Below are 13,511 nucleotides of genomic sequence, written 5' to 3' on the forward strand. Positions count from 1 at the left end.
ATCACATCCTTAATCGTTCGATTTCTTCCTTATATGCTTTTGTTGTTTCATAGATTTGATCTGCAGATTTCCCTGTCACTATTGCTCCAATCATCAATCCATGAACACCTATCTTATAGAGCGTTTTTAAATCTTTTCTTGCTATTTTTTTCTGTGTTGGAACAACGATAGGTTGATTTACTTGCGAAAGGAGATATTGATAATGAAGTATGTCCTTGATGGTTAGTGCTTTACCATAATCATCCGGATTCATTACAGAGGCTTCTAAGACTTGAATATTGGCAGTATGAAAAGAGTGTAGTTCGTAATTGGTATAATGGTTGGATAGGGCAATCATTTTTTCTAAAGAGTTTTCTTCTAGGAGCCAAGCTGGTGCTGTATGTGAATAGATAGATAAAAAATCAAAACCGAGTTCTTTAAGCCTTACTATTTCGTCTTGCTTTACTTTTTCTTGTGAATCTCCAGGAACAATACCTGTGATACCTGAAAAATAGTCGTTCAGTTCCTTAAAAAATTCTTCATTCTCTTTCAAATTACCAAACAAATTTCCGCTAGCGCGATGTTCCACATTCATATGAACCTTTATCACATCGGCACCTGCCTCAGAAGCTGCCTTCGCTAGTTCCATAGAATTTGCAGGGAGACTAACAAGTAAACTCATCTTGTTGTTACTCAATAAATCTTGTAACCTTTTCAAACTTCTCACCTCTCTATCTAAGACTTCGCAACAACATCATTCATTAATAAACTATCTTAATTTTCTGATTTGAAATAAGTTAACCATGTTCTACGTACTTGTTCAAGTTCTTTTCGTTAATAAGTAAAAAAATTACCAAAAAATCAAATTATTTACCAGAATTCCTGACTTCATCACATTAATTTATTTAAGCAAGACAATTGATTCTTATATAAAACTGCCAATGCTTGTCCTATTTAATTAATAAACTTTATTAATTTAAGTAAGAAAGTGGCAGTCCTAATCCCACCAATAAATTTAGAATATAAAGATTCTATTAGATGAGTATTTGAATGAAACTCCCTCTTCTAGCGCCAAAAGGTGACGGTTCTAATTAGCCGTTTTTACACCACCTTTGTCTCACTATTTCTAACTTTTATAATAATCCCTTTTGTTTGATTTTCAAAAGATATCTCTCCAGAAATTTGGTCATAAAAAAGAAAGCACATTAGATTATAAGTAGTTCCGTTTAGAGGGAGAAAACTAAAAATTATACAGCAAAACGAGACCTTTTCGCATAGTGAATTTGTCTCGTTTTTCAACCTAAAAAACATATTAAATATGCATCTATTTAACTCATGTTTACTACATTCATAGTCTGTTTGTTTTGGAAGGTTAATGGAAAATTTTATGGTATAATTAAATAATAGTAAAGACATTGATTGTGAAAAAATCCACTTAAACGATTGGGGATGTTTCTATAAGAGTATAATGGGAAAATGGAAAGAAATGTCCAAGTGGGGGAAAGTTTGTTCTATTTCAAGTTTGATATTTTTAATTGTAGGTATTACTTGGTTAATTTACGAATTATCATCAGATAATTTCATTTTCTTTAAGTCATATGGCAAAATCTATATCATTCTAGGGATTGTATTCCTTCTCTTTACGTTACAGGAGAACGAAAATAATAAGGCTAATTAAAGTAAAAAGGAATACTTTTCAACAAACGGGTTCGATAGTGAAAAATATCGTAATAATAGAAAAGGGGTACAAGTTAATGTTTAATAGAAAGGATGAAACTAAAGATAATACAATAGCTGAAATTTTACTGGCTGGTCAATCACTTTCATTCAAACTTAGCCACAGTGAAACAATTACACTAATGAAAAATTTAGAGGAAGTATCATACGATTTTAAGAGAATGGAAACTATAAAATTATTTCATACAGACGGCAGATTGAAGTCTGTTATTAATCCTTTACAAATATCGAGAATTTGGTTTTCTAATTAAAGCACCTTATTGAAGTAACGGGCGCTTCGTTGAAGATGAAATAATTACATTTAATCCTAAAGAACCGACTACTCCTGTGTAGTTGGTTCTTTTTACATGTAACTTTATTGGTTACTTAATTCCCACCTAATTCAACTCTATTTTAGATAGGCAAAATAGCAACTACTTTAGCATACAATTAGATTATGTGCTTCTTAATTAGATGCTGACATCTTACGTCAATCCCTTTTTCCTTAAATTCTTCACTAACTCTTCTAACGACGAATTACATGCTTTTAATTCCTTTTGATATTTAGATGGGTGCACGCCTGTTTGTAAGATTTGAGTGAGGCTTTCCCTATAGCTATCCTGATAATCTCGATTGTTAATGTCTACTCTCAATCGTTGTAATTCTAAATTTTTGTTTTCTAAATACTTCTTATCGTCTTGGTACTTTGCTTCAAAGCTTTCGATAAGTTCTATAGGCGCATTGGCAACGAACAGCTTTTCTTTTGTGCTCAGCCACTGTTGCTGACGTCTTTCTAGCTTTTTAGGAATTTCTACGAGAACGGTATCGATGAGCATTGTCAGATCTCTTCTAAATCTGTAGAGATTGTCACTGGCAGCAATTCTTTTAATCACGCCAGCTAGCTTACCTCCCTGCGCCATTCCTAAGAAAGCCCCTGCTCCTCCTATAACAATGACGCCTGCGGGGCCAAACAATACTCCTCCAGCTAAGGAACCTCCATATTGACCAACGTATCCACCTAAGGAACGAGAAGCAGTATCTGTGATGATATTCGTGACTGTATTTTTTATATCACTTTCCTTTTTCATCAAACCCTTCACATTAATCGCTGAGCTAACTAGGAGCGTGAGAAGGGGAATCTCAAAGTCTTGAAGCTCTTGACCTAATATTAATTGTTCCTTGGTTAAAGAGACAATTTCTTCATGATGAATGTTTTCAGCAATAAAGACATTTGGGTTTCCAGCAAAGGTCTCTCCTAGGTCTGCATTGACGTAAACTGGATATTCAGGGTATTTATTCAAGTGTTCGTAGACACCACTTGGATCACTGAGATTTTTCACTTGAAACTTTTCCCCATCAACAAGAATATCCCATCCTGGTTCATTAGATTCTTCTGGAAATTCCACCTCGTGCCCTTTAGCGGTTAACTCCATGGCTAACATTTTCTCTGCCACATACCCTTGGAGTTGTGAAATATCTCCGACAGAATCCACATCCATTCCTACACTAAACTCTGAAAAGGAAAAAATGGAGTCAATATTGTCAGAACGTGCAAAATCAACTGCCTCTATTACAGTAGGGTCAATCCGGATGTAATCATATAAAAAGTCCCCTATACTGAGCGTTGCAACTGTAAATGTCGTCGTTCGTTCACTATTATTCCCAAATAAAAAATGGGATAGCTTCTCTTCCTTTGATTTCGGTGGTTCAATCGGTTGATGTAAGGCATCCTTATATCTTTTTTCTTTCCATAATTTATAAAATTCATTGTTTTTAAAAAAATTCATTGGCTCTCTCTCTCTCTAGTGCTGGAGTATGAAAATCTAGAGTCGGTAATCCATAATATTTCTTTTCAAATGTACTCATGTTTTTTTCTACCTGAAGCCGTTTACTCATGACTTCTCTTAGAGAGGACAGGCTTTGATTAAGTTCGTCCGTCTCTTTATCTAGAAATTTCTTGATCTCTTCTACTTCGTCCTTCTTTGTATAAATCTCATTTTTAAAGCTATCACATAAATGTAAATTATTCTCTATCAGAATTTCTACAAGGCGATGGTATAATTTATCCATTTGTCTTTCCTTCTCTTGACGTATAATGAGATTTCCTGCATTCACTAAACCAGCCTTTACCTTCGACCATACCCCTTCACTAGCAATTTCTTTTCTAGCTAACACGTTTATTTCCGAACGTAATTTTTCAATTTCACTGTAGCACGAATGAAAATTCTGATTTTGAACGGTGTGTAACCGATTGTTATTCTTCAGTTCATCCTTCATTGTTCTCTTTAGACTATTGATTTCCGTTTCACAAGCCGAAATATTCCTGTTATGCATATCTATCAAACGTTTTTTCTCAGAAATGCTATTACTAACATCTCCCGCTTCTAACGTCTTCTGTTTATGCTCAAAACGATAATTCCTATACTCATCCATATCTTTCTGCCATGTCTGAATTATATACTCATAAGAGACAGGTCTATCCCCATCCATTGATAAATAGGCTAATAATAATTGCATTAACGTAAGGGGAAGCATCATTTTTGAAAGCTTGCTCTTTTGTTTTGCAAAGTAGAAACCAGAAAAGGTGATCGCCCCTATGACAAAGAGGGGTGCAGCAATCACAGCAATAACGGACGATAATGTCGTATAGGCTGCAAATGGTAATGTGAAGCAAGAGTAAAACCCTATTATATCAAGGGTTTAATCACCTTTTTTGTGTTTTCATAGACTCAACTAGATTGTAATAACTTGAAATAACTTCTCATTTTAAAGAAGATGTTATTCAAAATCCAGTTTTTATACCCTACATAGTATTTTGTAGTGACTTTTTCACTGGTCTCGAACCGTTCCCGTTTGTCCTAAAAAAGATGACCCCTGTTCAATACAGAGATCATCTTCTTAAAGCGGCATAGGCTTTTTTAAAATGTCCTTTACAAAGGGTACACTTTACGTTTATAGAGCCCTTTATATAGGTTGAGTTGAATTAATTACTTTTTTGAATAACTCATATTCTGATGAATCCATCAATTTCTCTAATGAATAATCATCGTCATGGACTTGGATATTAATATAGAATGGTTTATTATTAACTACTAAATATGAAGATATGAAAAAATAATCATCGTATTCAAAGCTAAATATGGGTGTAGTATTAACCTCATCAATTTCTGTATATACAAGTTCACCATTGTTTGATTCATGTTGTATCATTTTATCAAGAAACTCGTCAAAGTTATTACTCTGCTCAAAGTTCTCTAATAAAATATTTCTCTTTGTTGGTTCATCATCTATAATAGTGTAATTTAATTCTTCTGATACTTGTATAGATATTGTATTTTCCTGATTACTAAATACTAGTGTATTCGGTCCTTGGTCCAAATCCATTAAGCTCCAATTTTCAGGCAGGATTGTAAGGAATGTTTCTGATTCATTTATTATTTGATTTTGATTATTTGAGTCAATTGAACCATTATCAAGTATTTTAATTAACTGAGGGCTTACAAGCAAAAAACATATTATTACTGCCCCAACCAAAGACATATAATAACTAAGTGGCCAACTTTTTTTATGCATAAAGCCACTTGATTTTTGCTGGTCAATTTCTCTATTTAATTTATTTAGTATCCTATTCTGTTCATCTTCATTAATTATAAATTTGTTGTTAAGAGACCTTAGCTTTTTATCTAATTCTTTGACTTTATTTTTAGATTCCATGGTGATATCCCTCCTTTTCTAATTCTTTTTTTAATTGTTTCATTCCTCTTAGTAAATTAGTTTTAACCTTAGCTTCTGTGCAGCCAAGTATCTCTGATGTTTCCTTTATTGTGAACTCTTTAATCTTTCTTAAAATAATTACTTGCTGATACTTTCTTTTTAACTTAGCTAGAGCTAAATATAATTCTTTCTCACTTTCATTTAATGTAACTATCTGCTCAGTACCTTTAATATTGCTATGCACATCTGTTAAATCGAAGAAAAATGACATTGGCTTTCTTCTTCTTATATAGTCAATTGTCAAGTTTCGAGCTATTTTGTACAACCAACTTTTCACATTTTCATCTTTGAAAGAGTCGAATTTTTTATAAGCTTGTAAAAATGTATCATGCATCAAATCTTTCGCTTGTTCATTATCTCTAATCATAAGAAATATGAAATTGTATAAATCATTGTTATATTTAATGTACAATTCATTGATATTTTTCAGTTTCTCATTCCCCATTTTTTTCCTCCCAACTTCTAACTCTTTTACTTTTCCAACGAATGAAAAGTGAAAAAGTTACAAAATATTTTTATTTTCAAAAGGAGGATATCTGCATGAGTAGTAAAGATTATTTTGAAAGAGTAGCTGAAAATTGGGATAACATGCGACAGGATTTTTTTCTGTGGCTGTTCGTGATAAAGCATTTGAAATAGCAGGTATTGTTAGAGGCCAGGTGGCTGCCGATATTGGAGCTGGGACCGGCTTTGTAACAGAGGGGCTTATTTCTCATGGACTAAGGGTAATTGCAGTTGATGAATCTGAGGCCATGCTTTCACACATGAAAAATCGGTTTATTGGTTTTGATTCAATTGAGTACCAAATAGGAGAATCGAAGACTTTGCCTCTGGATGATGCTTCTGTAGATTATGTATTTGCCAACATGTATCTTCACCATGTAGAATCACCGGGGTTAGCTATAAAGGAAATGGCCCGAATATTAAAGTCCGGTGGAAAACTAGTACTAACTGATCTTGACGAACATCAATTTGATTTTTTAATAACCGATCATCACGACCGCTGGATGGGTTTTAACCTGAGCATATGAAAAAATGGTTGATAGATGCTGGTCTGACTAATGTTGCGATCGATTGTACCGGACAAAAATGCAGTACAGAATCACCTTGTAGTAGTGAAAAAGCTGCTATTAGTATTTTTGTGGCTTCAGGCAACAAGTCCTAACGTATCCAGGAATTTTTCATCATAAAAATACCTAGTTTTCCATTATGCGATAGCCAGTATATATCTACCTTGAGAGTAAATAAAATGAGTGCCTGCCCCCCAGTGCGATAAAGTATTAACGCACTGAGGGGCAGGTACTTTCATTGGAACTCTGGCTACAATGTTGACATGAATTTAGTATTATAAATTAGCCACTATCTCACGTTAGTGGCTATTAAGTAATGTTCTCTTCATAAAAATTCTAGGTTGCTGGGGGATCCGCGAAAATTGTTGCTATAACAAGGTTTTAATCAAGATAAACCTGCTTAACTTTAATAACTCTTCTGAACTATCATTCTATTAAAATCGATGATCAATTGATTAGAAACTAAGAAGTCGGTACCGATAATTCCATCAAAACCATGCACTTCTTTAACATCCCCCAGTTGAATAGTAAAGTTCCTTAAATGAAAATCATCTAAATAAAGACTTTTCACTTTTTGTTCAATACATATTTCTGTACCACCAATTCCATACATTTTTCTTGTAACTGCATTCTCCAAATCGAGTAAGAGACCAACTTCTTCACATAAGTCAGTATCTAAAATAGTCGAGGAACACCCAGTGTCCAACAATACATTTTTAAAAGCTTTTTTGTGGCCATTAAAACCGACATCTATTGAGATAATTGGTAAGTGATCGATCATTTGAATATTCATATTTTCCGTCTAACTCCTAGGTAGGGTTGCTCAATGACCTTAACATTTTCATTATTCGTGTGAAAAATATACAATTCTCGAGATCGGTCTTCGCCATGCAATTTTTTGTAAACTTTCCAGGCGGAATTCCCATTATCAAAATCATCTACAACAGACATTTCTTCAATAATTCTTTCATTATGTTCTGTTCTTGCTTTAAGCGATTCAACCAATACACAACGATTTGGAAATTGTTCACGTATTTGATCCCATTTCATTCATTGACCCTCCTTTGCATATATTTATAACTTACTTCTATTATAACAATTCGGCCACCTTTGAATAAATAAAGTTGAAATATATTTCTTGATTTTAAAGTTCGGTATAAACTAAGCCACTATTGAATTTCTACCGTATTAGCCATATTCTTGCACAGTAAAAGTCTTAAAATGAGTGCCTACCCCCAGTGCGCAATACTTTACTGCATCGGGTAGGCACCAACTTTCAATAATATAGCCACACTATTGATCACTTTTTATCTCACTTTCAAACGCTCCAATTCAGAGATTGATAATCCTGTTAGGTCCATAATTTCATCTTCATTTTTTCCTCTTTCCAACATGCGCTTGGCAACTTGGACAATACCTTTTTCAATTCCCTTCTCAATACCTTGTTTTATTCCTTTTTCAATACCTCTCCGTTCATAGGATGTCATATATTCCATAACTTCCTTTGCCTCCTTTTCTGGCAATGTCCTCACCCTCTCTATCAATTGACTTTCTTCCTCTTGCGTTAGTACCAAATAGGTCTCAAAGAAACCGGTCAATAGGGAGTCTCTCGCTCTGTCTAGCCCTAACTTTACCATTATCCTAAGGAATTCTTTTTTTATTTCGACTTTTTCATTATCATTATATCCCATTTTGCTTAACAAAGCCGCTGCAACAGGATTTTCTTGCCTAATATAGTCTCGCCAATTTTTCTTTTTCAGCTCAACTGCTAAGTAATTAAATTGTAGTATGTTTATGAAGGGAAATTGAATGGTAAAGGCATTAGGTTCTTCTCGTGGTGTATCATAACTGAAAACAGCGATGGGTAGTATATTGCGATGATGTTTTTGATAAATGCGACTGAATTAAGTAAACATTCGTCGATTAAAATCACTTTGATAGTTGGCTTGAGTTTCGACATGAGTAATGATAATACTTTCTTCCCCTTTAAATTTCGTTTGTACCAATAAATCAACTAGATGCTTGTCCCCCTCTATTACATCCGTAAAGAATTCCTGCGACAAAAAGTCTACCTTTTGAAAGTCAATCTGTTCAGAAGCTTCTGGAAAAAATAGCAACATGAACTATTCGAAAAACGTGGATATTAACTCTTTAAATAGGCGATCATAGTCTATCCGAGTTTCTCCCATATCTGTACTTCCTACCACTACAGAACGTTTGTTCTTGAATCCACTTACATTTTATCTCGTACAAACGTTCTCGTCAACTAAATTGAGTAGAAATAAAGCAGAGAAAATTACGGAGGATTGTTAGGAAATAGTAAATTTGGTGCCTTAAAATCGGTGCCTGACTCCCAGCCCAATAAAGTATTAACTCACTGGGGATCAGGTACTTTCATTTCTTAATTATATTTGTTAGGAAATTTACTAATAATATAGTAGTAATTTTCCTAATTGAACTCCATATTGAATTTCAATTGGTTAATTTTACTTATGGAATCTAAAATTTTCTATATAGGAGAGTGAAAACCATATGTTTAAAATGCTCTTAAATAAATTTGTGAAAAATAATAATACAAAAAGTTCTAATACAGGAGCAGTTCAGAACAAAGTATCTACTTCCGGAGTAACTGAAAAAATAACCCCCCCTAAGCTAAACATGTTTGAATTTAATGTAGCAGGGGTAACTGCAAAAAACGAGAATAAACAAGATATTCAAAAATTACTGAAACAACAAGGGAAGATTTATGCAAAAGAAAACCAAATTGATTTTTATGGTGGCTATAAAAATAAGGAGATTATTGAGGATAATATAGAGATATCTGAGTTCGAAGATTTAGTGTTTTACAAAGATGAATTATCATTTATACCAGAACCAACAAATGAGTATGATTCAAATGCCATCAAAATTTTTATCAAGTATAGTGAACTCCCTGTACATATAGGTTATGTACCAAATGATAAGAACGTGGAATTAAAAAATATCTTAGATAATGAAGATGTGAGGCGAATTGAAGCAAGATACGTTGGTGGAAAAATAAAATCGGTTGAGTATGACAGTGATGAGGATAAAGATATCATCGTTACTGAAGAAATAACGCTGGGTATAGAAATTAAAGTATTTTATAAACCAGCAAAGGAAGACTAACAAAATAAGTGCCTGACTGACCCCTATTGAGGAGCAGGCACTTGTCCTTATTTTCATTGTAGTATGAATGTCTGTACATACCAAATTGATACAATTAATATTCTTTGTAGTTAACTTCTAATTTAGAGAAGTCAATAACCATATTTGTCTCTATCATAAAATCAAGGCCAATAAATCCATCGAAAACATATATATCTTGTGTTATGCCCAATTGCAGAGGAAACTTATTTAATTGACCATCTACAAATAGATTGGTAACTAATTGTTGGTTGCATACTTCTCCCTTATCTCCAACTCCACGGCAAAAGGTGACGGTTCTCACTTGCCCTCATTAGCCATTTTTCTTAATTGCTGTAATACTTCTAAGGATGTTTCTATATCCATACTATTTGTAGGTTCATCCAATACAACATAACTTGGGTTATTCAATAGACTGATAGTAACAAGGGATAATTTCGTTTTAGCGTAAAGGTTAGTAGAAAGTGTCTAATTATCTAGCTGATTATGAAGAGGAGAATCAAGGTTTTTTTATCCAATCTATTGAAACTATGACTATATTTGCAGCTTTCCATATTAAAGAAAAAAGGAAGGCCATAAGCGAACTCGTTTCAGTAAGCTGAAACATCGAGGATTCAGAGGGAGTCTCGATTCCCTCTGAATGAAAGTTCCCGCCTAAGCTCTCGATTTGAGGTAGGGGCGTAACCATTAAGAGATTAAAGGTTTAACCGATAACCTACCGCGCCAAAGTACTCCGTCACCACTTGGAGTTGTTACCATGCCCCGGAATGAAAAACCTTGCATTCTTTAGATGTAAAAAATATGAAGGTAAATCTTCTGCTTCTTCCCTTACAAGTTGCAAATATGATCTATAAATTTTCTCTACAAGTTGACCCATCACATCACCAAAATCGTTATCAGCTGATCGTAAAGTTTCAGACAATTTGTTATAATAATGTCCCTACCAATACCAATAAGTACTCCTGAGATAATCGTTCCCCCAACAATCCAATGTTATACCTATTTCTAATTTCGCTTCCTAATCAGCTACATCCATAAAAAGTTCCTCCCCCCCGATACCGTGAAGTTGTACAGCACTGGAGGTCAGGAACTTAGTGTCCGTTTAATATTCCAGTCTTGTTATAGGATTATAGTTCATTATCTCATTACTTTAATTTATAAAAACTGGATCGTGATTTACCTTCTAACACGATAATTTCTTATTCCCTTAAACGTTGTAAAATTCGTTTACTACTTATAGATGAAAAGACCACATAATCTTTCTACATATGATCGAGTGATTGAATCATTTTCCCAGGGTATAGCATTTACTAAAGAATAAACAACCTAATATTTCATAATTAAAACCAATAAAGAAGTAGTCGTTACTACTTATCCTTATTGGCTAAGTTTTGTTTTTTTGCTCTTCTAAATACAATATTTCTTCTTATCGCTGTGTGCCAACTTATATACTTCATTATCCTCTCTTTTGGCACCTGCAATGACCTGTACAATCTCTATTGTACCTTTAATAATCCGGTATACAATGCGAATACCATGTTTCCTAAATTTAACTTTTCGACACCCCAGTAACTTTCTATCATTCTATTGATCATCTGGAATTTCACCAATGTTCATAGCTCGATACTCTGAGTACTCTTTTTCCCCCATATTTCGCCAAAACGTTTTCCGCATAGGAAGCAGAAGTAAACTGTTCCACGTTAAAATTCGGTTTATTCATAACAGTTCTAACTTTCTATTCATCTCCTTTCTAGTATATGTTCCTTTTAAGAGAAAAGCATACATAATTGACCGTAATATATACAGTTAAATCTTACGGATTATCTTTCGTATTTAATCTTATTTCATGAATTACAACCATCGGGTAAATAACCCTTCTACAATATACGCCTATTGTAGCAAGGGCTATTAGTCGTAACCTATATACCAGATTTTTTTGCAATTACAAATCATTTAAAAAATGTGTAAACTGGATTCAAAATCAAACGTATTCTATCGTTAACTCAATAAATACAAAAAGCTCGTAAACCCTTATATATCAAGGCTTACGAGCTAATAATCGATTATTAAACTTAATGCAATTATGTAGATGGTACCGGTGGTCGGGGTCGAACCGACACTCCAGAAGGAACACGATTTTGAGTCGTGCGCGTCTGCCAATTCCGCCACACCGGCCTAACTAGCGATATTATCTATTTTTAAACTTGTCCACTTTACATATCATAAATGGTGCCGAGGGCCGGACTTGAACCGGCACGATAGTCACCTACCGCAGGATTTTAAGTCCTGTGTGTCTGCCAATTCCACCACCCCGGCAAGGGTATAAAGGACTTTCAAAATATTCTATTATGGAGGCGGCACCCGGATTCGAACCGGGGGTAAAGGTTTTGCAGACCCGTGCCTTACCACTTGGCTATGCCGCCATCTGTCTGGAGCGGAAGACGAGATTCGAACTCGCGACCCCCACCTTGGCAAGGTGGTGTTCTACCACTGAACTACTTCCGCAAAAATGGCTGGGCTAGAAGGATTCGAACCTTCGCATGACGGAATCAAAATCCGTTGCCTTACCGCTTGGCTATAGCCCAACAAAATGGGGCGACTGATGGGAATCGAACCCACGAATGCCGGAACCACAATCCGGTGCGTTAACCACTTCGCCACAATCGCCATATATATTATTATTGTTCTTAATTGTTATAATTGGCAGGGGCAGTAGGAATCGAACCCACATCAAAGGTTTTGGAGACCTTCGTTTTACCATTAAACTATGCCCCTAATTAAAATGGTAATTGGCCTAAAATAAAAATGGTGGAGGGGGACGGATTCGAACCGCCGAACCCTGAGGGAGCGGATTTACAGTCCGCCGCGTTTAGCCACTTCGCTACCCCTCCATGAAGAGAACAATTATAATGTTACAAAAAGTTTAGAAATAAGTCAAGATAGTAATGAAAGCTGGTGCTGGCCAGAGGACTTGAACCCCCAACCTACTGATTACAAGTCAGTTGCTCTACCAATTGAGCTAGGCCAGCGAGGTGAAATTTAAAGTGGTGGCTCGGGACGGAATCGAACCGCCGACACATGGATTTTCAGTCCATTGCTCTACCGACTGAGCTACCGAGCCTTAATATAATTTTAAAATGGCGGTCCCGACGGGAATCGAACCCGCGATCTCCTGCGTGACAGGCAGGCATGTTAACCGCTACACCACGGGACCTTTTACATAAGTATATTTCATAGTTTAATAACCATGAATTTGTTTGGTTGCGGGGGGCGGATTTGAACCACCGACCTTCGGGTTATGAGCCCGACGAGCTACCAGACTGCTCCACCCCGCGACGTTATAAAAGTTGTTACTTTTTTACTCCACACTACGTAGCGTATGCAACGATACAATTTCATGTGAACAAAAAGTTAGAAAAAATGGTGGAGGATGACGGGCTCGAACCGCCGACCCCCTGCTTGTAAGGCAGGTGCTCTCCCAGCTGAGCTAATCCTCCAAATTACAGAAAGTGTTACGAATATATAGTTTGGTGACCCGTACGGGATTCGAACCCGTGTTACCGCCGTGAAAGGGCGGTGTCTTAACCGCTTGACCAACGGGCCCAACATTCTTGTAGTTAATAGTGGCGGAGAGCGAGGGATTTGAACCCTCGAGACGGTTTCAAACCGCCTACACGATTTCCAATCGTGCTCCTTCGGCCACTCGGACAGCTCTCCTAATGGCTCCACAGGTAGGACTCGAACCTACGACCGATCGGTTAACAGCCGATTGCTCTACCAACTGAGCTACTGTGGAATAAATGGAAA

The 13,511-nt window shown here is 35.6% G+C and carries 11 protein-coding genes, 16 tRNA genes and 1 pseudogene; 3 read left to right on the top strand and 25 right to left on the bottom strand.

The genetic code is table 11. From position 1 onward, the window contains the following. Position 1: 1 nt before the first annotated feature. Positions 2-697 carry a hypothetical protein gene (locus tag ACERII_RS23805; protein WP_373645482.1) on the bottom strand — a complete coding sequence of 232 codons (696 nt, stop codon included), beginning with the start codon at positions 695-697 and terminating at the stop codon, positions 2-4. Positions 698-1,733: 1,036 nt separating this feature from the next. Between ACERII_RS23805 and ACERII_RS23810 the strand changes: the two genes are divergently transcribed. Continuing rightward, complete coding sequence (locus tag ACERII_RS23810; protein ID WP_373645483.1) at positions 1,734-1,967, top strand: hypothetical protein; 234 nt, start codon at positions 1,734-1,736, stop codon at positions 1,965-1,967. 213 nt (positions 1,968-2,180) lie between these two features. Here the strand turns inward: ACERII_RS23810 and ACERII_RS23815 are convergent, their stop codons facing one another. The 4 genes from ACERII_RS23815 to ACERII_RS23830 all read right to left on the bottom strand — a co-directional run bounded on the left by ACERII_RS23815 (position 2,181) and on the right by ACERII_RS23830 (position 5,914). Beyond that, complete coding sequence (locus ACERII_RS23815; RefSeq protein ID WP_373645484.1) at positions 2,181-3,482, bottom strand: hypothetical protein; 1,302 nt, start codon at positions 3,480-3,482, stop codon at positions 2,181-2,183. Then, complete coding sequence (locus ACERII_RS23820) at positions 3,469-4,233, bottom strand: hypothetical protein (protein ID WP_373645485.1); 765 nt, start codon at positions 4,231-4,233, stop codon at positions 3,469-3,471. Before ACERII_RS23820 ends, ACERII_RS23815 begins: the two co-directional genes overlap by 14 nt. A 426-nt stretch (positions 4,234-4,659) precedes the next feature. After that, positions 4,660-5,409: a hypothetical protein gene (locus ACERII_RS23825; protein WP_373645486.1), complete on the bottom strand. Its 750-nt coding sequence runs from the start codon at positions 5,407-5,409 to the stop codon at positions 4,660-4,662. Next, positions 5,399-5,914 carry an RNA polymerase sigma factor gene (locus tag ACERII_RS23830; protein WP_373645487.1) on the bottom strand — a complete coding sequence of 172 codons (516 nt, stop codon included), beginning with the start codon at positions 5,912-5,914 and terminating at the stop codon, positions 5,399-5,401. Before ACERII_RS23830 ends, ACERII_RS23825 begins: the two co-directional genes overlap by 11 nt. 163 nt (positions 5,915-6,077) lie before the next feature. Between ACERII_RS23830 and ACERII_RS23835 the strand changes: the two genes are divergently transcribed. Further along, on the top strand, positions 6,078-6,500 hold the full coding sequence (locus tag ACERII_RS23835; RefSeq protein WP_373645488.1) for a class I SAM-dependent methyltransferase: 423 nt from the start codon (positions 6,078-6,080) through the stop codon (positions 6,498-6,500). A 445-nt stretch (positions 6,501-6,945) separates the two neighbouring features. Here the strand turns inward: ACERII_RS23835 and ACERII_RS23840 are convergent, their stop codons facing one another. From ACERII_RS23840 to ACERII_RS23850, 3 genes and pseudogenes are all read right to left on the bottom strand, one after another. Next, a complete protein-coding gene (locus ACERII_RS23840) occupies positions 6,946-7,332 on the bottom strand; it encodes a retropepsin-like aspartic protease (protein ID WP_373645489.1) in 387 nt (128 codons plus the stop codon). Next, the gene (locus ACERII_RS23845) at positions 7,329-7,589 is read right to left on the bottom strand and encodes a hypothetical protein (RefSeq protein WP_373645490.1); all 261 of its coding nucleotides are present in this window, start codon (positions 7,587-7,589) and stop codon (positions 7,329-7,331) included. Before ACERII_RS23845 ends, ACERII_RS23840 begins: the two co-directional genes overlap by 4 nt. A gap of 257 nt (positions 7,590-7,846) precedes the next feature. Then, positions 7,847-8,659 (bottom strand): annotated as a pseudogene (locus ACERII_RS23850) (Rpn family recombination-promoting nuclease/putative transposase). Positions 8,660-9,071: 412 nt separating this feature from the next. On the opposite strand from ACERII_RS23850, the gene ACERII_RS23855 reads away from it, so the two are divergent. Further along, a complete protein-coding gene (locus ACERII_RS23855) occupies positions 9,072-9,686 on the top strand; it encodes an HIRAN domain-containing protein (protein WP_373645491.1) in 615 nt (204 codons plus the stop codon). A gap of 94 nt (positions 9,687-9,780) precedes the next feature. On the opposite strand, the gene ACERII_RS23860 is transcribed toward ACERII_RS23855, so the two are convergent. The 17 genes from ACERII_RS23860 to ACERII_RS23940 form a co-directional block, all read right to left on the bottom strand. Further along, positions 9,781-10,008 carry a hypothetical protein gene (locus ACERII_RS23860; RefSeq protein ID WP_373645492.1) on the bottom strand — a complete coding sequence of 76 codons (228 nt, stop codon included), beginning with the start codon at positions 10,006-10,008 and terminating at the stop codon, positions 9,781-9,783. A 1,786-nt stretch (positions 10,009-11,794) separates the two neighbouring features. After that, positions 11,795-11,879, bottom strand: a tRNA-Leu gene (locus tag ACERII_RS23865). Between the two features lie 52 nt (positions 11,880-11,931). After that, positions 11,932-12,020 (bottom strand) — tRNA-Leu (locus tag ACERII_RS23870). A gap of 33 nt (positions 12,021-12,053) precedes the next feature. Next, a tRNA-Cys gene (locus ACERII_RS23875) sits at positions 12,054-12,127 on the bottom strand. Positions 12,128-12,134: 7 nt separating this feature from the next. Further along, positions 12,135-12,209, bottom strand: a tRNA-Gly gene (locus tag ACERII_RS23880). A gap of 5 nt (positions 12,210-12,214) precedes the next feature. Continuing rightward, positions 12,215-12,289: transfer RNA gene (locus ACERII_RS23885), tRNA-Gln, on the bottom strand. Between the two features lie 6 nt (positions 12,290-12,295). After that, positions 12,296-12,371 (bottom strand) — tRNA-His (locus ACERII_RS23890). A 34-nt stretch (positions 12,372-12,405) separates the two neighbouring features. Continuing rightward, positions 12,406-12,479 (bottom strand) — tRNA-Trp (locus tag ACERII_RS23895). A 31-nt stretch (positions 12,480-12,510) separates the two neighbouring features. Continuing rightward, a tRNA-Tyr gene (locus ACERII_RS23900) sits at positions 12,511-12,595 on the bottom strand. Between the two features lie 62 nt (positions 12,596-12,657). Beyond that, positions 12,658-12,733, bottom strand: a tRNA-Thr gene (locus tag ACERII_RS23905). Between the two features lie 16 nt (positions 12,734-12,749). Then, positions 12,750-12,825: transfer RNA gene (locus ACERII_RS23910), tRNA-Phe, on the bottom strand. 17 nt (positions 12,826-12,842) lie between these two features. Beyond that, positions 12,843-12,918: transfer RNA gene (locus ACERII_RS23915), tRNA-Asp, on the bottom strand. A gap of 44 nt (positions 12,919-12,962) precedes the next feature. Next, positions 12,963-13,039: transfer RNA gene (locus ACERII_RS23920), tRNA-Met, on the bottom strand. 86 nt (positions 13,040-13,125) lie between these two features. Further along, positions 13,126-13,201 (bottom strand) — tRNA-Val (locus tag ACERII_RS23925). Between the two features lie 31 nt (positions 13,202-13,232). Continuing rightward, positions 13,233-13,307, bottom strand: a tRNA-Glu gene (locus ACERII_RS23930). Between the two features lie 21 nt (positions 13,308-13,328). After that, a tRNA-Ser gene (locus tag ACERII_RS23935) sits at positions 13,329-13,421 on the bottom strand. Positions 13,422-13,424: 3 nt separating this feature from the next. After that, a tRNA-Asn gene (locus tag ACERII_RS23940) sits at positions 13,425-13,500 on the bottom strand. Between the last annotated feature and the right edge of the window lie 11 nt (positions 13,501-13,511).

The sequence above is a fragment of the Evansella sp. AB-rgal1 genome (genome assembly GCF_041820985.1).
In the GTDB taxonomy this organism is placed as follows: Bacteria; Bacillota; Bacilli; order Bacillales; family Salisediminibacteriaceae; genus Evansella.